This window comes from Caulobacter sp. FV2ps19, assembly GCF_058681035.1.
Genome location: NZ_CM178729.1, coordinates 2,285,119 through 2,303,446 on the forward strand (window position 1 = coordinate 2,285,119; position 18,328 = coordinate 2,303,446).

At 64.9% G+C, this 18,328-nt stretch carries 13 protein-coding genes and 2 pseudogenes; 11 read left to right on the forward strand and 4 right to left on the reverse strand.

Annotation, left to right across the window (positions count from 1 at the left end):
- Nucleotides 1-253: 253 nt before the first annotated feature.
- On the reverse strand, nucleotides 254-1,252 hold the full coding sequence (locus tag ACW18B_RS10985) for a FecR family protein (protein ID WP_492047082.1): 999 nt from the start codon (nucleotides 1,250-1,252) through the stop codon (nucleotides 254-256).
- A 112-nt stretch (nucleotides 1,253-1,364) separates the two neighbouring features.
- Complete coding sequence (locus ACW18B_RS10990) at nucleotides 1,365-1,880, reverse strand: RNA polymerase sigma factor (protein ID WP_492047084.1); 516 nt, start codon at nucleotides 1,878-1,880, stop codon at nucleotides 1,365-1,367.
- A 381-nt stretch (nucleotides 1,881-2,261) separates the two neighbouring features.
- Between ACW18B_RS10990 and ACW18B_RS10995 the strand changes: the two genes are divergently transcribed.
- The 7 genes and pseudogenes from ACW18B_RS10995 to ACW18B_RS11025 all read left to right on the forward strand — a co-directional run bounded on the left by ACW18B_RS10995 (nucleotide 2,262) and on the right by ACW18B_RS11025 (nucleotide 11,794).
- Nucleotides 2,262-2,576, forward strand: a complete 315-nt coding sequence (locus tag ACW18B_RS10995; RefSeq protein ID WP_492047086.1) for a hypothetical protein — start codon at nucleotides 2,262-2,264, stop codon at nucleotides 2,574-2,576.
- Between the two features lie 72 nt (nucleotides 2,577-2,648).
- Nucleotides 2,649-3,403: pseudogene (locus ACW18B_RS11000) on the forward strand (IS5 family transposase).
- A 302-nt stretch (nucleotides 3,404-3,705) separates the two neighbouring features.
- Nucleotides 3,706-4,833, forward strand: coding sequence for an amidohydrolase family protein (locus ACW18B_RS11005; protein ID WP_492047087.1), 1,128 nt, complete (start codon nucleotides 3,706-3,708; stop codon nucleotides 4,831-4,833).
- 532 nt (nucleotides 4,834-5,365) lie between these two features.
- A complete protein-coding gene (locus tag ACW18B_RS11010) occupies nucleotides 5,366-7,582 on the forward strand; it encodes a TonB-dependent receptor (RefSeq protein ID WP_492047088.1) in 2,217 nt (738 codons plus the stop codon).
- 41 nt (nucleotides 7,583-7,623) lie between these two features.
- Complete coding sequence (locus ACW18B_RS11015) at nucleotides 7,624-9,783, forward strand: S9 family peptidase (protein ID WP_492047090.1); 2,160 nt, start codon at nucleotides 7,624-7,626, stop codon at nucleotides 9,781-9,783.
- Nucleotides 9,780-11,174, forward strand: a complete 1,395-nt coding sequence (locus ACW18B_RS11020; RefSeq protein WP_492047091.1) for an amidase family protein — start codon at nucleotides 9,780-9,782, stop codon at nucleotides 11,172-11,174. The genes ACW18B_RS11015 and ACW18B_RS11020 overlap by 4 nt, the downstream gene beginning before the upstream one ends.
- Nucleotides 11,174-11,794 carry an FMN-binding negative transcriptional regulator gene (locus ACW18B_RS11025; RefSeq protein ID WP_492047092.1) on the forward strand — a complete coding sequence of 207 codons (621 nt, stop codon included), beginning with the start codon at nucleotides 11,174-11,176 and terminating at the stop codon, nucleotides 11,792-11,794. Before ACW18B_RS11020 ends, ACW18B_RS11025 begins: the two co-directional genes overlap by 1 nt.
- Here the strand turns inward: ACW18B_RS11025 and ACW18B_RS11030 are convergent.
- Nucleotides 11,791-12,570 carry a helix-turn-helix domain-containing protein gene (locus tag ACW18B_RS11030; protein ID WP_492047093.1) on the reverse strand — a complete coding sequence of 260 codons (780 nt, stop codon included), beginning with the start codon at nucleotides 12,568-12,570 and terminating at the stop codon, nucleotides 11,791-11,793. The genes ACW18B_RS11025 and ACW18B_RS11030 overlap by 4 nt on opposite strands.
- Nucleotides 12,571-12,732: 162 nt before the next feature.
- Between ACW18B_RS11030 and ACW18B_RS11035 the strand changes: the two genes are divergently transcribed.
- Genes ACW18B_RS11035 through ACW18B_RS11045 form a run of 3 tightly spaced genes read left to right on the forward strand, consistent with a single transcriptional unit; the run spans nucleotide 12,733 to nucleotide 15,793 of the window.
- Nucleotides 12,733-13,707: an alpha/beta hydrolase gene (locus tag ACW18B_RS11035; RefSeq protein WP_492047094.1), complete on the forward strand. Its 975-nt coding sequence runs from the start codon at nucleotides 12,733-12,735 to the stop codon at nucleotides 13,705-13,707.
- On the forward strand, nucleotides 13,704-14,528 hold the full coding sequence (locus ACW18B_RS11040; RefSeq protein WP_492051683.1) for a pyrroline-5-carboxylate reductase family protein: 825 nt from the start codon (nucleotides 13,704-13,706) through the stop codon (nucleotides 14,526-14,528). Before ACW18B_RS11035 ends, ACW18B_RS11040 begins: the two co-directional genes overlap by 4 nt.
- Nucleotides 14,519-15,793: a dicarboxylate/amino acid:cation symporter gene (locus ACW18B_RS11045; protein WP_492047095.1), complete on the forward strand. Its 1,275-nt coding sequence runs from the start codon at nucleotides 14,519-14,521 to the stop codon at nucleotides 15,791-15,793. The genes ACW18B_RS11040 and ACW18B_RS11045 overlap by 10 nt, the downstream gene beginning before the upstream one ends.
- 679 nt (nucleotides 15,794-16,472) lie before the next feature.
- Here ACW18B_RS11045 and ACW18B_RS11050 read toward each other — a convergent pair.
- Nucleotides 16,473-17,504 carry an IS110 family RNA-guided transposase gene (locus ACW18B_RS11050; RefSeq protein ID WP_492047096.1) on the reverse strand — a complete coding sequence of 344 codons (1,032 nt, stop codon included), beginning with the start codon at nucleotides 17,502-17,504 and terminating at the stop codon, nucleotides 16,473-16,475.
- 192 nt (nucleotides 17,505-17,696) lie between these two features.
- Here ACW18B_RS11050 and ACW18B_RS11055 point away from each other — a divergent pair.
- Nucleotides 17,697-18,310, forward strand: a pseudogene (locus tag ACW18B_RS11055) (IS3 family transposase); the annotation flags it as partial.
- Nucleotides 18,311-18,328 lie beyond the last annotated feature (18 nt).

Consider the following 18,328-nt stretch of genomic DNA (forward strand, 5'->3'; position numbering starts at 1 on the left):
CAGCGACATAAGCCCGGCGATCGTCGGGCTATCGCCGCGACAGACGTCGAGATTGCCGCCCAGAGACACCTCGGCCTGAAGCGCCAGGTTAATCAGGGCCTCGCGCACGGGCTTGCGCGCCACCTGCAGCCGAACCTCCGGCGACGCGGCCTCGGCGGCGGGGCCAAGGCTGAGCGACGCAGAGACAAACGCGAACAGACCCGCCCATCGCGGCGCGGACCGGCTCACGAAATCCATGACCGGCGCCTGGCGATCATTGTCCCTTCAGAACGATTTCGTTCGGGCGCGTGACGACAGCCACCCCGCTGAACTGGGCCAATCGCTCGACCATGGCCCGCTGTCCGTCGACGAGGAACACACCGCTGACCTTCACGTTCGCCGCGCTGGGATCGATCCGGATCGGCGCGCCGCCATACCGGTTGAAGTCGGCGACCACGTCGGCCAGGGGCGCGTTGTTGTAGATCAGCCGTCCGGAGCGCCAGGCGAACACCGCGTCGGGATCGGCGCCGCGCACCTCCTGGACGTTGGTGCCCTCGGTATGGAGAACCTGCTGGCCTCTGGTCAACCGCACCTCGCCGCCGCTCGCTTGCGCCACGGCGACGACGCCGCGACGCACGGTGACGGCGGTGCGACCCGCATGGCGCGAGATATTGAATTCGGTGCCGATCACTCGAACCCTCTGATCGCCCAGGGCAACCACGAACGGGCTGCCAGGCTTGTGGACGACGTCAAACGCGGCCTGGCCGTCCGCGAGGATGACGTCCCGGCGTCCGACGCGCATCGTGACGCTGACCCGCGTGTCGGCGCCCAGGGTCAGGCGCGAGCCATCCGCCAGGGTCACGGCCCGGACCTCGCCCTTGGTGGTGACATAGTCCGTCGGGGCCGAGGGCAGCCATCTCGGCGCCAACAGCAGGGCCGCGATACTGGCGGCGATGGCTCCGCCGGCGATCAGCCAGGGCGCTGGGCGTCGTGAGCGCGACTTGAAGGCCGTGACCGTGGATCTGGGCTCGAGCGCCTTGGTGTCGGTGGGGCTGGAAGGCGTCGCTGTAGCGGTCGCCAACAGGGCTTCGGCCGCCGGGTCTTCCAGGTCGAGCCATAGCGCCTCCACGTCTTCATAGGCCAGGCGGTGGGCTGGATCGGCTTCGAGCCAGGTCCGGAAATCCGTCCAGGCGTCGAGGTCGGCGTCGTCGCGCAGACGGGCGAACCAGTCTGCTGCGGTCTGCAGGATCGGATCGATCGGAGAAGCGGTCATGGGCGGTCACCTGAGGCTTCGCGGCCGAATACGGGCCAGCCTCTCCGCAACGACGTCGCCGACACACTTTCGCCTCCCCGGTTTGTTGGAGGGTGATGCAGATCAGCCACACTCATCGCGTCACCCTGGAATGAAGATGGCCCAGGGCCAGGCTGATCTGCTTTTCAACCAAGCTTTTGGAGATTTGCAGGGCGGCGGCGATCTGGGCGTAAGACAGACCGTCGACCTTGTTTAGCTTGAAAATCTGCTGAGTGCGCGGAGATAGCGTCGTCAGGGCGGCCAGGACCTTGTCCAGCCGCTGTCGCGCGATGACGGCGGATTCCGCATCGGGCGCGTCGGCGACATCCACCGATCCCATCGACGCCTGGTGAGTGCTGCGCCAGTCGGCGTCGCGCGCGCTGGCGCGGCGACGCTGACGCATGCGGTCCAACATCAGGTTGGAAGCCAGCCGATAGAGAAAGGCCGGCGGATTGTTCACCGGCTCATCGTGCAGGGCGATGACCTTCAGATAGAGGTCCTGCACGAGATCCTCGACATCGGCGTCGGGACCCAGCTTGGCCAAAAAAAACCGCCGCATATCGTCGCGGCGCTCAAGATAGGAAGCCAGAAGAGGCGATTGGTTCTGCACCGGCGACTACTTCAGCAAGACGTCAAATGAGCAAGGGTCGAAAGCAGGGGCACGCAAAGATCCAATAGACTGGCGATGTCCTAGGAGCCGCCTTTTGTGAAGCTTATCGAGATAAGGTTCACGGCGAAATGTCACAACTATGGCCATCGCTTTCGACTAACCGCGCACGCGGCGGGCCAACACGCCGAAGAACGCGAACCTTTCGCGATCATCTTCTAAGACCATGTTGCAAGAGCCTACAAGGGCCGAGCGATGGGCTATGACGACGAGATCTTCAAGATCCTGCGATCGGAAAGCCGCTGACTCAAAGCAAGAAATAATTCGGTGAGTGGTTGGTAGCCGCGTGGAGTCATTGGGGTATGGCTTCACGGAGTATCGCCCATGACCGACACCCTCTTCGCTCACGGCTTTCTGACCGATGGAGATGTCGCTTATCTTGTCGCCAGGCACGCGGGCTTGGCTCAGTCTATGCTAGGCCGCACAACTCCGATCTGTGACTTGCAGCTTTCCGCTGAGGAGTATGGAGCGGTGCTCGTCGCGATCGAGGATCACTTCGACATCGAGATCGACGACATGGTCGGCGCCGACTGCGCCACCCTTGGAGATCTGATGGACCGGCTCAAGGACCGCGTCTCCCGCTCCCGCCGTCTTGTCGTCTGGCTGGATGACGAGCAGTTCATCAATGCGGTGCTCTAGGGTCGAAACCCGATCAAACACTTGAATGATATATTCTTGTTGTGATTCAATCTCCGAAACGGAGGTTGAATCATGGCTGGAGAGTTCTGGTTGTCGGATCGGCAGTGGGCGGTGATCGATCCGTTGCTGCCGAAAAACCAGTCGGGCGCGCATCGGGTCGATGACCGGCGCGTCATCAGCGGTATCATCCATGTGCTGAAGGTGGGTTGCCGGTGGCAAGACTGTCCCGCAGTCTATGGCCCGCCAACGACCATCTACAACCGGTTCCGGCGCTGGACGATCAAGGGTGTCTGGCGGCGGCTGTTCGCGGCCCTGGTGGCGTTCAGCCCCGACGACGTGCACATGATCGACTCCACCAGCGCCAAGGCCCACCGCTCGGCGGGTGGCGGAAAAGGGGGGCCGAAATCCAGGCGATCGGCCGTTCGCGCGGCGGCCGCACGACCAAGATCCACGCCGTCGTCGACGGCAAAGGCCGCCTCATCGCCTTTGAAATAGCCGCCGGGCAGCGCGGCGACGCCCCCTTCGCCCGGTCATTGCTTGAGCCGCTTCCCAGTGCGCGCCTCTGCCTGGCCGACACCGCCTATGACGCCGACAAGTTGCGCAATTTCCTGATCGAACGGGGAACTACCCCGGTCATCCCCAACAACCCGACCCGAAAACGCATGCAGCCCTTCGATCCGGAGGCCTACAAGCAGCGCAATCTGGTCGAGCGGATGTTCTGCAGGCTCAAGGACTGGCGGCGTGTCGCCACCCGATACGACAAGCTCGCCGCCATCTTTGCCAGCGCCGTCTTCATCGCCGCCATCATCATATGGTGGGCCCAATGAGTCTGGAGCCTAGGCCAAATGCTCCACCGGCGCCGAACCGAAGTTGACTGTGGCCTGGTGATCAATCCGGCCTGAGCACGCCTCGCCACAGTTGAGCGGTGGCGTCCCAGCGCGCACTCTGACCCATCTCTACAATATATCCCAATATATCACCCTACGGACAGCCGCATCGACCATATCCACGTCGTCGTTGGGGTGTCTGCGGCATAATAAACATCGAATACTAGAACTTTGTCTGATTCTATAGAGAGAGAAATCTCCATTCATAATGCACAACAAGAACATTCGGAGCGGGCACTGACATGACCCAAATCAGAAGGTCCCTGAACAACCTGGTGACGGGGCGTCGCAAATTCTTGAGTGGGGCGACAGCACTTGGTATTGGCGCCGGACTGTCCGCGCCTAACATTGCCTCCCGCGCGACAGCGGCGGAGATTTCGGACATCTCATTGCGAGACCAGGACCTGCGCTTTATCGGCACGGAAGAGACCTTTTCCACCCATGAGTTGATGGTGCTGAACGACCGGCTGTTTCTCGAGGAGACGGGTCTTGCCGAACTAGGTCCGCGCCGCATCCGCGCGATGGATGAGGCGGGGATCAACGTTCAAGTTCTCTCCGCGCATACGCCAGGGGTGCAACACGTCCCCGGTCAGGCAGGCGTCGATTTCGCGTATCGTCTCAACAAGATGCTCGTCGATGGACCGATGGCCACCTATCCGGGGCGGTTCCAGGCATTTGCAACCTTGCCGTTGCAGAGTCCGGAGGCCTCAGCGGACGAACTAGAACGGGCAGTTCGGGAGGATGGCTTCCTGGGATGCTTGACCAATGGAATTATCGGCAAAAAATTCCTCGATCATCCTGATTTTGAGCCCGTTCTGGCGCGTGCCCAAGCCCTTGATGTGCCGATATACATCCACCCAGGCCTGCCACCTGACGAAATTTTCCAGATCTACTACAGTAATATGCGGCCAGAATATCAGGCGGAGTTCCAGGATCAGTTTCTCAGTATCTCAGCTTATGGATGGCACCAAGAAGTAGTCACTCAATGTCTTAGAATGATCACATCGGGTGTGTTCGACAAATTTCCCAAACTACAGATCATTATTGGTCACATGGGGGAGGGTTTGCCATTCTTTTGCAAGCGAATCGTGGAGAAGATGAGTGAGGTGACCAAAGGCACCCTGAAAAAGCCGTTCGACCAATATTTCCATGATAATTTCTGGTTTACAACTAGCGCATTATTTCAAGATGATCTGTTAGATCTCTTGCTGAAGCACATCAGTGTGGACCGAGTGATGTTTGCAACCGACTACCCGTTTGCGAACATGAAGGAAGGAACCGACTGGTTTCGTGCCGTCAATCTGCCCCGTGAAACAAAGGAAAAAATCGCGTTCCGAAATGCGGAGAAACTCTTCGGGATCAAGGCCTGACGCAATTTGCACCGGATCGAATGACGCCGGTTGGATTGTCGTGTCTGTCAAACGGCGTTCAAGGCTGCATTGGTCAGCGAGGCCCAGAGTGCTCGCTCGTGACGCTCGGCGGCGGGCGGCTTCCGCACTGGCGGGTTTGGCGCTAACCAATCCCGCAGCTGGCCTGAGTTTCAATATCCGCAAAGGGTCGGAAACGGAAGGAAGCGCGAGGCCCACATCCGGGCCTTCGCACTGTGTCCGATGTCCGGTTCCTGGAGCTATACCAAGGTCTGCAATTGGCGCAAGACCGCCGCCGCGAGGGGCGCGCCGCGTGTCGCGAGCGACCTTACGAACGACAGAGAGGGGTGCAGGAACGCGTAGCGCGGGGGCCGTCGGCTTTCGTTGGCTCTCCTGGCGCGGCGTTCGGCTCCTGGCCCGTTCTCGGGAGTAATTGACCCCTGAAGGCGCGTGGCCGTCACCGACCTGTCATAGCCTCCTTTTCGTGGGCTGGACCTGGGAGTGTCCGGCCCTCGAAGACCAACAAGGGGGTATCATGGCCAGATTCAATAGCTTTCGCCTGACGCTGCTGGCGAGCTGCGCGGCGCTGATTGGCGGGGGCCACGCGTTGGCCCAGGACGCCAACGGCTCCAGCCTGCTGGATGAAGTGATCGTCACCGCCACAAAGCGAGACGAGAGCGTCCGCGACATCTCCGGTTCGGTCACCGCCATATCTGGCAAGCAGTTGGAGGCCTTGGGCGCCCAGAGCTTCGCCGACTACATCGCCCGCGCCCCGGGCGTGGTGTTCAACGATTTCCAGCCGGGCACCTCGCACGTGGTGGTGCGCGGCATCGCCACCAGCGCCGGCAACGTGCAGGGCCAGGGCACCACCGGCTACTACATCAATGAAGTGCCGCTGACCGAGCCGGGCTGGACGATCGTCATTCCTGACATCGACGCCTTCGACGTCGGTCACGTCGAAATCCTGCGCGGCCCGCAAGGCTCGCTCTACGGTTCGGCCTCGATGGGCGGGGCGATCAACTACGTGGCCAACAAGGCCAACGCCTCGGCGTTCGACGCCGCCGTCGAAGGCACGTTGAGCCAGACCAAGAACGCGGACCTCAGCTACGCTGGCAAGGCGATGGTCAACATCCCGCTGGTCACCGACAAGCTGGCCGTGCGCGGCGTGGTCGCCTACCGCGAGGAGCAGGGCTATCTCGACAATGTCGGCATCGGCAAGAAGGGCTCCAACGACATCGGGGTCGGCGGCGGCCGCCTGTCGGTGGTCTGGACCCCGACGGACAACACCGAGCTTTCGTGGCTGAGCCTCTATCAGAAGACCGACGCCGACGACGCGCCCTACCGCAACCCCGCGCTTGGCGACCTGAAGCGCAGCACGGCCATCGCCGAGCCGAACGTCACCGAGGTGGAGCTGCATAGCCTGCGGGTCGACCACGACTTCGGCTTCGCCAAATTCACCGCCATCGGCGCCTATCAGGAAAAAAGCCAGGACTACCTGTTCGACTACACCCCGGTGCGCGGCGCCTACAACGCCGACCTGGGCCTGAACCTGACCTCGCCACTTTATATCAAGAGCGGCGGCGACAGCGAGGGCAAGAGCCTGGAAATGCGCCTGGCCTCGCCCAAGAGCGACAGGTTCGAGTGGCTGGTCGGGGCCATGTACTTCGAGAGCGACAAGCACCTCTATGAGGCCATCGGCGCGGCCGGTGCGGCGGCTCAGTTCAACGCCTCGCCGCTGTTTGGCGCCGGATCGGGCGCTGTGATCGCGCCCGACGGCGAGATCTTCAACGCCTTCTACACCGACCTGTCGGCCAAGGAGACGGCGCTGTTCGGTGAAGCCTCCTACCACTTCACGCCGCAGATCAAGCTGACCGGCGGCGGGCGTCTGTTCAAGACCGAGATCGAGAGCGTCTCCACCCAGGTGGGCTTCTCGACCTATCCCGGCGCGCCGATCGTGACCCCGTCGACGGACAAGCAGGACGGCTTCTCGCCCAAGGTGTCGCTGACCTACACGCCCAATGAAGACGCGATGATCTACGCGCTCTATTCGGAAGGCTTCCGCTTCGGCACGCCGAACACGCCGGGCCTGTCGGCCTATCCGATCCCGGCCGGCTCCAGCAGCGACTCCCTGAAGAACTACGAGGTGGGCGTGCGGCTCAACCCTGCGCCTGGCTTCCAGCTCGACGTCACCGCCTTCCACGTGAAGTGGGACGACATTCAGCTGCGGCTGCAGACGCCGGACTTCTTCAACTACGCGGCCAACGGCGGCTCGGCCAAGAGCAACGGCGTCGAGGTCTCGGCCGCCTGGCAGGCCACCGACAAGCTCGACCTGTCGTCCAGTGTCACCTACATGCAGGCGCGCCTGACCGAGCCGCTGTTCATTCTGTGGTACGGCACCGCCCCGGAAGGTGCGCAACTGCCTGGATCGGCCGACTGGTCGATCTCCAACCTGGCATCCTACCGGTTCGGCGGGACCTACAAGCCGATCCTGACGGTTTCGCACCGCTACCTGTCCAAAGGGATCAGCGACCTCAATTCGGCGGTGCCCGGCGTCACGCCCAGCGAGCAGGGCGACTACAACCTGTTCGACCTGCGCTTGCGCGCCAGCTTCGGCAAGACCAACGTCTCGCTGTTCGGCGCCAACATCACCGACGAACGCGGCGTGACCCGCACGGTGCCCGAGGCCAATGGCCTCAGCCAGGGCCTGGTGCGTCCGCGCACGTTCGGCGTGACGGTGAACTGGGCGCTGTAGGCGTCCGGAATCCGGACTGAGTAAGGCTTGAGGGGCGATACATGGATCGGCGACAGTTCTTCCTGACGGCGGCTGTCGCCGCATTCATGCCCCAGGTGGCGAGCGCGGCGACGCCCTTGCTCAAGCCTCCGGTCACGCCCGTCCGTCCGCATAGGATCAGCCAGCTGGGCCGCACGCGGACGGACGATTTCGCCTGGCTGCGCGATCCTAACTGGAAGCAGGTCTCTCGCGGCGAAGCCCCCCTAAACGCCGAAATCCGGGAGCGCCTGGAAGACGAGAACCGCTACGCCGAGGCCATCCTGGCGCCGACCAAGCCGCGCCAGGCCCAGTACGCGGCGGCCATGGCGGCGATGACGAGCGGCGATGACAGCCCACCGCCCGCCCCGGATGGCCCGTGGCTCTATTACAGCTATTTCCGGTCGGGCGAGGATCATCCGGTCCACGCCCGCAAGCCGCGCGGCGGCGGACCCGAGCAGGTGCTGCTGGACGAGCAGGCCCGCGCCAAGGGCCACGCCTACTACCGGATCGTCGAGGCCGCCCACAGCCCGGACCATTCGCTGTTCGTCTGGGCCGAGGACCTGGAGGGCGGCGATCGTCATGTGATCTGCGTGCGCGACCTGGCGACAGGCCAGATCCACACCTCGGCCAAGGCCGATGGCTATGGCTGGAAGGGCCTGGTCGTCTCGCCGGATTCGCAGTGGATTTTCTGGATCTGGCGCGACGCCTTCAGCCGCCCCGCCAAGGTCTTCCGCCGTCCGGCGCGTGGCGGCGAGGACGTGCTGGTCTATGAGGAAAAGGATCCGGCGCTGTTCATGTCGCTGGAGCGCACCGCCTCGGACGGCTTCGTGGTCATCCATATCCTGGGGCCGGACCTCGACGAGGCGTGGTTGATTCCGGCTGGTGAGCCCACCGCCGAGCCCCGGTTGGTCGAACCGCGCCGGCCGGGCCTGCACTACATGGTGCAGGATTGGGACGGACACCTGGTTATCCTGACGGACGCCGATGGCGCGATCGACGGCAAGCTGATGCGCGCGCCCCTCGATGCGCCGGGCAAGGCGAACTGGCGCGACTGGGTTGCGCACCAGCCCGGTCGCCACATCCTCGAGACCCTGACGTTCAAGAGCCACTTTGTGCGCCTACAGCGCCGCGACGGCCAGCTGGAGGTGGTTGTCGCCGCCCGGGGTGGGGGCGGCGAGCGGAAGGTCGCCTTCGACGAGGCGGCCTATACCGTCGGCTTCGATCCGAAACAGGAACACGACGGCGCCCGCCTGCGCCTGATCTACCAGTCGCCGCGCACGCCGGGGCGGTGGATCGACTACGATCTGGCGTCGGGCCTGCAGACCGTGGTCAAGGCCACTTCTGCCGGCGGGGGCTTTTCGTCCGACGCCTATGAGGTGCGCCGCCTGGAGGCCGCGGCCTCCGATGGCGCGCTTGTTCCGGTCACGGTGCTGATGCGAAAGGGCGCCAAGCTGGACGGCGGCGCGCCGCTGCTGCTCTACGCCTACGGCTCCTATGGCATTTCAAGCGAGGCCGACTTCTCGGTTCCCGCCCTGGCCCTGGTCGACCAGGGCTGGATCTACGCCATCGCCCACGTGCGGGGCGGGGCGGAGAGGGGGCGTGGCTGGTTCCTGGATGGACGGCGGTTCAAGAAGAAGAACACCTTCACCGACTTCATCGCCTGCGCCGAGCATCTGCACGCGGGCGGGTATGGCGCCAAGGGGCGCACGGTCGCCTATGGTCTCTCGGCCGGCGGACTTCTGATGGGCGGGATCGCCAACCTGCGGCCGGACCTGTGGGGCGGGATCATCGCCCAGGTGCCGTTCGTCGACATGCTCAACACCATGAGCGACGCCACCCATCCGCTGGTCCCGGCCTTCCGGCCCGACTGGGGCGATCCGCTGGCCGATCCCGAGGCCTATGACTATATCGCTTCGATCTCGCCTTACGAGAACGTCCGCGACCAGGCCTATCCGCCGATCCTGGCCACGGCCGGCATCCGCGACGACCGGGTCAGCTACTGGGAGCCGGCCAAGTGGGTGGCCAACATCCGACGCCACAACACCGGCCCGGCGCCGACCCTGTTCCAGACCAACATGGCGGCCGGGCACCAGGCGGCCTCAGGGCGTTCGGACCAGTACAACCAAATGGGTCTGTTCTGGGCCTTCGCTGAACTGAGCCTGACCCTGGGAGGCCAGGCTTGAACCTCGCCGACGCCCTGCGGATCGGCAGGCTCGACGCGCACGGCCAGGCGCAGCTGGCGCGGTCGGGCGAGGTGAGCGCCGCCCAACTGACCGAAGCGGCGATCCTGCGCATCGAGGCGCTCGATCCAGTTCTGGGCGCTGTCAGCGCGCGGGGCTTCGACCTGGCGCGTGGCCGGGTCGCGCAGCCTATTGGCGAGGGGCCGATGGCCGGCGTGCCCTACCTGCTCAAGGACTCGCTGGACTATCCGGGACTGCCCGGCCGGGGCGGCTCGCGGGCCCGAACCGACGCGCCGGCGACGCGATCCTTCGCCTTCACCGATCGCTTCGACGCCCAGGGCCTGGTTCCGCTGGGCAAGAGCAACATGCCGGAGTTTGGCCTGCTGCCGGTCACCGAGCCGCTGCTGGGTCCCGTAACCCGCAATCCCTGGGGCGAGGGCGCGACGCCAGGTGGCTCCAGCGGCGGCGCGGGCGCGGCCTTGGCGGCGGGGCTCGTGCCTCTGGCTCACGGCAGCGACGGCGCCGGTTCGATCCGCATCCCGGCCTCGTGCTGCGGTGTGGTGGGCCTCAAGCCCGGACGCGACGCTACCGTGCGGGTGCGGGCCCGCAGCGTCATCGAGGACCTGATCGTCGGCGACAGCCTGATGAGCCGCAGCGTCCGCGACGTGGCCTGGGCCTTCGCCGCCGCCCACCCGGACGCCGGACGCGGCGCGGTCGTGTCCCCGTCGGCCCGCCGCCTGCGGATCGGCCTGTGCTTTGACGCACTGGGCGAGGGGCCGCCCGACTCGGCGGTCGTCCGCGCGACCGAGGCCGCCGCTGGGCTTTGCGAAAGGCTGGGCCACCATGTCGAGGTTGCAGCGCCGTCCCTCGACCGCGCCGCCGCCGCCCAGGCAATGCGCACCCTGTGGATGCACGATGCGGCCGACGCCGTGGACGGTGTCCGGACCGAGGGGCGCGCTCATCTGCTGGAACTCTGGACCCTGGCCTTGGCCGAGCAAGCCGCCGCCTTGCCCGCCGCCGCCCTTGAGGCGGCGATGGGGCAGGTCGCCGAAGCGCCTCGCCAATTGTCGGCCTGGTACGCCGGCTACGACATCATGCTGACCCCGACCCTGGCCGCCCCCCCGCCGCCGATCGGCTTCATGCAACCTGCGTTGACGCCTGATCTGTTGATGACGCGGATGTTCGACTGGCTGGGCTATACGTCCTTGCAGAACCTCTCTGGCACGCCGGCCATCTCGCTGCCGCTGGGATGGTCGGACGATGGCCTGCCGATCGGGGTGATGTTCGCCGCCGATCGCGGACAGGAGGACATGCTGCTTGCCTTGGCCTTTGAGCTGGAGGCCGCGCAGCCCTGGGCCCATCGGTGGCCCGACCTGACGGACAAGGCCGCCTGATGGACCCGACCCCCGCCAAATACGCCGCCCGCTCGGACGACGACGTGCTACGTCTGGTGACGGAAAATCCGATGGCCTGGGTCGTGAGCGCCGACGGCCCCTTCGCGACGCCCTTGCCCCTGCGCCCCCTAAAGGACGCGAACGGCGCGCTAACCGGCCTGATCGGCCATTTCGCCCGGTCCAATCGCCAGTGGGAGCGCCTGCGCGACAACCCGCGCGCCCTGGTCCTCTTCATGGGCCCGCACGCCTATGTCTCACCGTCGTGGATGAGCGATCGTGTCCAGGCCCCGACTTGGAACTACGCCAGCGCCGCGTTCGCTCTGGAGTTGGAATTCATCGACGATGAAGCCGAGCTTCGCGCCCTGCTGGCCGATCTGATCGACGCCATGGAGGCCGGTCGCGACAACGCCTGGAGCCTGCCCGAGGTGGACGCCCGCTATGCCGGCCTCTCGCGCGGCATCGTCGGCTTTCGCGCCCGCATCGTCGGGGCCAAGGTGACATTCAAGCTGGGCCAGGACGAGCGCGACGACGTCTATGTCGACATCCTTGACGGTCTGAAGGCCGAAGGACGCGAGGATCTGGTCGCCTGGATGGCCGCGTTCAATGCAGGCCGGGCCTAGCCTCCGAAGTACTGGCTGGGCGCGACGCCGAACGCCCGCTGGAACATCGCCGTGAAGGCGCTGGGGCTGTTGTAGCCGACGTCAAAGGCGACGCTGGTCACCGAGTGGCCCAGCGACAGCAACGACAGGGCTTCGGCCAAGCGCACCTGTTGACGCCACAGGCTGAACGTCACGCCTGTTTCACGGCGGAAGGCGCGGGTGAAGGTGCGCCGCCCCATGCCCGCTGCGTCGGCCCACTGGTCCAGGTCGTCCTCCTGGGACGGGTCCTGGATGATGGCGCGGCAGATGCGAACCAGCCGCGGTTCCTGGGGCATGGGGATGTGGAGGGCGGTGGCGTCGCCCGTGGCCGAGCGGGCGATCTCATCGAGAATCAGGGCCATGAGGCGGTCGTCGCGTCCGCCCAGCTCGTACTCCAACGGCAGCAGCGAGGCCTCGATAATGAGTTCACGCAGAAGGTTGGAGACCTTCAGCACCCGGCAACGCTGGGGCAAGCGGTCGTCGGCGCCCGGTTCGACATAGAGCGTGCGCAGCGACACGGCCCCGCGACAAAGTGCTTCGTGTCGAACCCCGCCCGGAATCCACACCCCGCGCTGTGGCGGGATCGTGAAGCTGGCGGTCTCGGTCATCACCGACATCACTCCGGCGCTGGCATAGACCAGTTGCGCCCGTTGATGCGCGTGAGGGGGGTCGATGAAGGACGCAGGATACTCGTCGGAAAGCACCGCGAGGGGCCTTGAGACGTTCTGGTAGTCCTCGCCTTTTGTGCTCCGTTCCATGTGGCCCAATCTAGACGATTGAAGATCCGTGATCGACAGCGTGCCACGCCACTACGGCTAGTCTAGCGTTTAATGCGGAAGCGCCGGACATGTTGACCAAAGCTTAGGCACCGCCTTCCTTCTCGCGGTTCGTGAACCGCTACGTAGAGTTCCTGGAGCGGAATGACCGATACCTTGACGACGCGGGCGGGCGAGGATCTGGACCCGGCCATCGCGCGCTTCATTCGCGAGACCGGCGAGGCGTATCGTCAGCATGCTGATCTCGCCAGCGTATCAAACGCCGACATGAGGCTGATCTGCGAGACCGTCCGCGCGCCCTGGCGCCAGGGCGGCCCCCGCATGGCGTCGACATCCGAGCGCGAGGTCGACACGCGCCACGGCCCGGTGCACGTTCGCATTCACGATCCGTCACCGGAAGGAGCCAAGCCGGCGCTGATCTATCTGCACGGCGGCGGCTGGACATTCTTCAGCCTCGACACTCACGACCGGGTCATGCGTGAATATGCGGCCCGGGCCGGCGTGGTGGTGGTCGGCGTCGACTACGCGCTTTCTCCCGAGGCGAAGTTTCCCGTCGCATTGGAACAGACGGTCGATGTGGCGCTTTGGCTGCGCGACGCCGGCGCCGCGATCGGCGTCGATCCGCACCGGCTCGCCATTGGCGGTGACTCCGCGGGAGGCAATCTTTCATTTTGCGCCAGCCTGATGCTGCGGGCGCTTGGTCGCGACGATGTGATCAAGGCCATGGTGCTGAACTATCCGGTCCTCGACACCGACTCCACGGCCGAACACCGCCAACGTTTCGGAGGACCGGCCTACATGCTGACCCCCGACGAGATGGCGATATTCTGGGCCAACTACCTGACCGCGCCGGAGGAGCGCGATAATCCGTTGGCGAACCCGGCCAAGGCCCGCCTGGAAGGCCTGCCGCCGGTGTTCCTGGCCATTCCGGAATGTGACCTACTCTCCAGCCAGAGCCTGGCCATGGCGGATCGACTGAAGGCTGCGGGCGTGCCGACCAAAGCCGTGGTCTATTCCGGCGCCAGCCACAGCTTCCTGGAGGCGGTGTCGATCGCCGCGGTGGCGGGTCAAGCCTTCGATGACGCGGCGGCCTGGCTGAGCGAGACGTGGTCGCGATGACCAGCGTGGTGCTCATCGGTCTTGGACGAATGGGCGCGACGTTGATAACGGGCTGGATCACCGCCGGCGTGACGCCATTGTACTTTGTCGACCGCAACGCTGCGTCCTGGTCCGGAGCGGTCAAGCTGACGTCCATAGCCGATATCGCCGACTTGCCCCGTCCTTTGGTTGTCATCCTGGCGGTAAAGCCAGGAACGGGCCCAGAGCTCCTGGCCGAGCTGGCGCCTTGGTTGGGCGGCCAGGACCTCGTGATCTCGGTGATGGCCGGTGTAAGCCTCCAGACCCTGCGGCGGGGTGTCGGGGACAATGTCGATGTGGTTCGGGCAATGCCGAACATCGCATTCGCCAGGGGACGATCGGCGACCGCCGCCATCGCCGAGCCCGGCGTTTCGCCTGAAAACCTCGCCGTCTGCGAACGGCTGCTCATGGCCGGCGGGGGGCTGACATGGCTGTTGACTGAGCAGGCGCTGACGGCGGCCACGGCGATCTCGGGCAGCGGTCTGGCCTATGTCTTCCTGTTTGCTGAGCATCTGGCCCGGGCCGGCGCAGAGCTTGGGCTTTCTCACTCGTCGGCCATGGCTCTAGCCAGGGATGTCTTGGCCGGCGCCGGCGCGATGGCGGCGGAGGGCGAGCCTCTGGCGGCAATGCGCAACCGCATCACCAGCCCGGGGGGCACGACCGCCGCCGCCCTGGCCGTGTTCGACCGGGACGACGCTCTACAGCGGCTGGTGGTTGACGCCGCCTGGGCCGCCGCGCGCCGCTCGGCTGAACTTTCGGCTGACACTGTCCTTCCAACAAAGCGACCATCGCCATGTCTTTGACCCTGCGCATCCTTCTGGCCCTGGTGCTGGGCCTGGCGATTGGCGCTGGCTTGGCGGCCTTCCAGCCCCAATGGTTGGGCCCGTCCACCGAGGTCGCCAAGGTGGTCGGAGGGCTGTGGCTGGACGCGCTGCGGATGACGATCGTTCCGCTGATCTTCAGCCTGCTGGTGACCGGCGTCGCCTCTGCGGCAGGGACGCTCGCCGCGGGCGGCGTGGCCGCCCGAACTCTCGGCCTTTTCGCGGTCCTGCTGCTGGCCGCGGCGCTGCTCAGCGCCCTGGTCGTGCCGGCGATCCTGCAGGTTTTCCCGATCCCGATGGAGGCCGCAACCGCGCTGCGCGCGGGGCTTGGCGAGCATCCCGCCGTCCCAGGTTTACCGCCGATCGGCGACTGGCTGCGCAGCTTCGTGCCGGTCAACCCGGTCGGGGCGGCCGCCAACGGGGCCATCGTGCCGCTGGTCGTGTTTGCCCTGGTGTTCGGTCTGGCGGTCACGCGGATCGAGGTAAAGTCCCGCAATAGCCTGCTGATGGTGCTCGACGCTGTGGTCGCCGCGATGCTTGTCATCGTGCGCTGGGTGCTTTGGGCGGCGCCGGCCGGCGTCCTTGCGTTGTCGCTGCAGGTCGGCGTCACCGCCGGCGTCGGCGCGGCCGGGGGGCTTGCGCACTATGTTCTGGCCATCTCGGCGGTCTGCATCGTGGTCACCCTGGCGCTCTATCCGCTCGTCACCTTGACCACGAGGATTCCGCTGGTTCAGTTCGCCCGCGCCGCGGCGCCGGCTCAACTTGTGGCGTTTAGCACCCAGTCGTCGATCGCGTCTCTTCCAGCCATGGTCGACGCCACCCAAAAAGCCCTGAGAGTCCCCGAGCACGTTAGCAACCTGGTGCTGCCGCTGGCCGTGTCACTGTTCAGGATCACCAGCGCCACGGCCAATATGGCTGTGGCGGTCTATGTCGCCGCGTTGTTTGGCGTACCCTTGACCCCGCTGACCCTTGGAACCGGCGTGATCGTCGCCGCCATTGTGAGTCTGGCGGCCGTGGGCCTGCCCAGCCAGGTATCGTTCTTCACGGCGATCGGCCCGGTGTGCCTGGCCATGGGGGCGCCAATTACGGTCCTGCCGCTGCTGCTGGCCATCGAAAGCATACCCGACATCTTCCGCACCGTCGGCAACGTCACCGCTGATATCGCGGTGACCGCCATGATCGATCGGAACTCGCCGCAGCAAGACCGGAGAAGCGACTCCGAAGAGCTGCAAGAGCCTGTTCCTTGAGCCTGCTTTAGGCAGATTTTAATCTGGCGGGCGGTCCGAGACACCAACAGCGTCCTTCCCGCGAGCGGTGCTTTACGGCGTCTTTCTGGAAACGAGCTTACGTCTGCTTCTCTAATCGAGCATCGGGGTCAAGCTCGCTTGATCTGTCGGCCGCAGGTCGTTCACGCGCGTCACGCTTCCTTCGCAGTCTGGTGACTTCTTGCGAGTGGAGCTGACCCACCGACTGAGGAATAGAGCACCAAAGTCTCCTGATCCTCCCTCGTTTCAGTGGACACCCATGCTTCTGTAATGGGTCAACCAGCTTTTCGGGTTGATATGCCCGACGACGCCGATGACTCGGCGAGCCTCATCTAGCTTTCGTATTGTCCACGCATGCGCGGAATACGGCATGGGTTGTCGGCTTTACCGAGATCCCTTTCGGGATGTTGAGGGCTATGCCGCTGGGATTCCACCCGTGCTGGACGCTTTCAGTACGTCCATCGTCGCGCCGCTTTGGGATCTTGCTTCTGTCCGTGGTCGACGTTGCCGCCACATGATGCCATCTGATCCGAGTTGGCGAGCCAATCTAAAACGCGGCCTCTGCAAGAGCAGACCTGCTGCATTTACGGCTTCGCCATTTGGCCTGTCCCGCGGCGAGACCTTCGGGCGTGGTGGTTACGGCGGCCCGAGCTTCGTGCGGCTAAGCTGCTATCGGCGCCTCACCTGGCTGGAACAGCGATCCGTCCACCCAGATGCGGTGCAGGACCGTCGCCAGTTTGCGTGCGAGCGCGACCTTGGCCCGTTTGGCGCCACGTCGGCGGGCTACGTCCTGCGCCCAGCCCTTGAGTGTCGAGGCGCCTGCTGACCGATGTAGGATGATGTGGGCGGCTTCATACAAGGCTGATCGGACCATGCCGTCGCCCACCTTGGTGATCGAGCCAGTGATGTCCTTCGCTCCCGACTGATACTTTCTGGGGGTGAGGCCGAAGTGAGCGCCGAGCGATTTTGACGATCGGAACCGGGAAGGATCATCGACCGCAGAGACATATGTCGCCGCGACCAGGGCGCCGACGCCAGGGACGCTCATCAGACGTCGGTAAACTGGATTGGCGCGGACGATCGCAAGGACCTGACGGTGAAGCTGATGGTATTCCACCTGGAGTGCCCGCCGCGCGCGCAGCATGGGTTCAATGACCTGCTGCAGCGTGTGATGGCCGGCGATAAGTTCCTCGATCCGAGCCTCATAGCGCCCCTTGCTGATGACACCGACCTTGAGGCCGAAGCCGCGCAGGATTCCACGGATGCTGAGTTCAATGTCCATGCGCTTGGTTTGGAGGAGCTTTCGGCCGGTGAGCAACGCGCGAACCTCCTGGGCCGGTGGCGACTTGGCATGGACGGGACGGAACCAGCCCATCCGTAACAACTGGGCGATCCCCCGTGCGTCATTTCGGTCAGTCTTGTTGGTCATGGCTGAGAGCGCGGCCTTCACGTGCCGCGTCTCCAGAAGCACGACCTCGAAGCCCGCTGCGACCAGCCCGCGATGTAGCCACTGGGACAACGGCCCAGCCTCGAGCCCGACCCTTCCGATCGTCAAGCCGGACCGATGGAGACAGGCGCTCAAAGGCTCAGGCTCGCTGCTGACCTTGATCTCCAGAACGATCTTGCCTGTTGGGTCCACGACGCACACGCTGCTCTGGTCCAGCGACACATCGATCCCGACGAAGTGTTCCATCTCGCCCTCCTGCACTGGGGCGCGGCCATCCGCGCTCACTATTCGAAATTAGCGCCATCCAGCTTCTGCGCCGACTGTCAGACCCACTACGGTATCTAGCTTTTCGGAGCTGGAGAGGAGTGTCTGATGAGCGTGAAGCGTCGGGTCTTTCCGGAGACCTTCAAACGAGAAGCGGTTGACCGTGTCGCCAGCAGCGGCCTGCGCGGCCTGGCCGCTTTGCCCCGCCGCACCCGGACGACCGACAGCCGCCATGGCTATCCCATCGCGCCCAACAGGCTCGCCCGTAACTTCCAGGCGGCGGCCCCTGGCCAGGTCTGGCTCGCCGACCTGACCTATATTCCGACCGGCGAAGGTTGGCTCTACCTGGCCGGCATCCTCGACATGCACACCCGCAAGCTCGTCGGCTGGTCGATGCGTGACGCCCTGCACGCCCAGATCGTCTTGGACGCCCTAACCATGGCCATCGAGCGCCAAAAGCCCGCGCCGGGGCTCATTCATCATTCGGATCGTGGCATTCAATATGCTGCCGAGGCCTACCGCTCGGCCCTGGCCCGGTCAGGGATTACTCCCTCCATGAGCCGCAAGGGAGACTGCTGGGACAACGCCCCGATGGAGAGCTTGTTGGCTTCGCCGGCCTGCGGCTCCACACCGTCAAGACCGAACGGGTCCATCATCGGATCTACGCCACCCGCGCCGAGGCCCGGCGCGATCTGTTCGGCTATATCGAGGGCTTCTACAATTCACGTCGCCTGCATTCGGCTCTGGGCTATATCAGCCCCGCCGAGATGGAACGCAGAGCGGCCTAACCCCGTCCACTTTCTCGG

What these genes read in the sequence shown, in the direction of transcription:
- ACW18B_RS11040 (WP_492051683.1), top strand. Translation starts at nt 13,704, where the DNA reads ATGACCAGCGTGGTGCTCATCGGTCTTGGACGAATGGGCGCGACGTTG.
- ACW18B_RS11010 (WP_492047088.1), top strand. Translation starts at nt 5,366, where the DNA reads ATGGCCAGATTCAATAGCTTTCGCCTGACGCTGCTGGCGAGCTGCGCG.
- ACW18B_RS10995 (WP_492047086.1), top strand. Translation starts at nt 2,262, where the DNA reads ATGACCGACACCCTCTTCGCTCACGGCTTTCTGACCGATGGAGATGTC.
- ACW18B_RS11005 (WP_492047087.1), top strand. Translation starts at nt 3,706, where the DNA reads ATGACCCAAATCAGAAGGTCCCTGAACAACCTGGTGACGGGGCGTCGC.
- ACW18B_RS11030 (WP_492047093.1), bottom strand. Translation starts at nt 12,570, where the DNA reads ATGGAACGGAGCACAAAAGGCGAGGACTACCAGAACGTCTCAAGGCCC.
- ACW18B_RS11015 (WP_492047090.1), top strand. Translation starts at nt 7,624, where the DNA reads ATGGATCGGCGACAGTTCTTCCTGACGGCGGCTGTCGCCGCATTCATG.
- ACW18B_RS11050 (WP_492047096.1), bottom strand. Translation starts at nt 17,504, where the DNA reads ATGGAACACTTCGTCGGGATCGATGTGTCGCTGGACCAGAGCAGCGTG.
- ACW18B_RS11025 (WP_492047092.1), top strand. Translation starts at nt 11,174, where the DNA reads ATGGACCCGACCCCCGCCAAATACGCCGCCCGCTCGGACGACGACGTG.
- ACW18B_RS11035 (WP_492047094.1), top strand. Translation starts at nt 12,733, where the DNA reads ATGACCGATACCTTGACGACGCGGGCGGGCGAGGATCTGGACCCGGCC.
- ACW18B_RS10985 (WP_492047082.1), bottom strand. Translation starts at nt 1,252, where the DNA reads ATGACCGCTTCTCCGATCGATCCGATCCTGCAGACCGCAGCAGACTGG.
- ACW18B_RS11045 (WP_492047095.1), top strand. Translation starts at nt 14,519, where the DNA reads ATGTCTTTGACCCTGCGCATCCTTCTGGCCCTGGTGCTGGGCCTGGCG.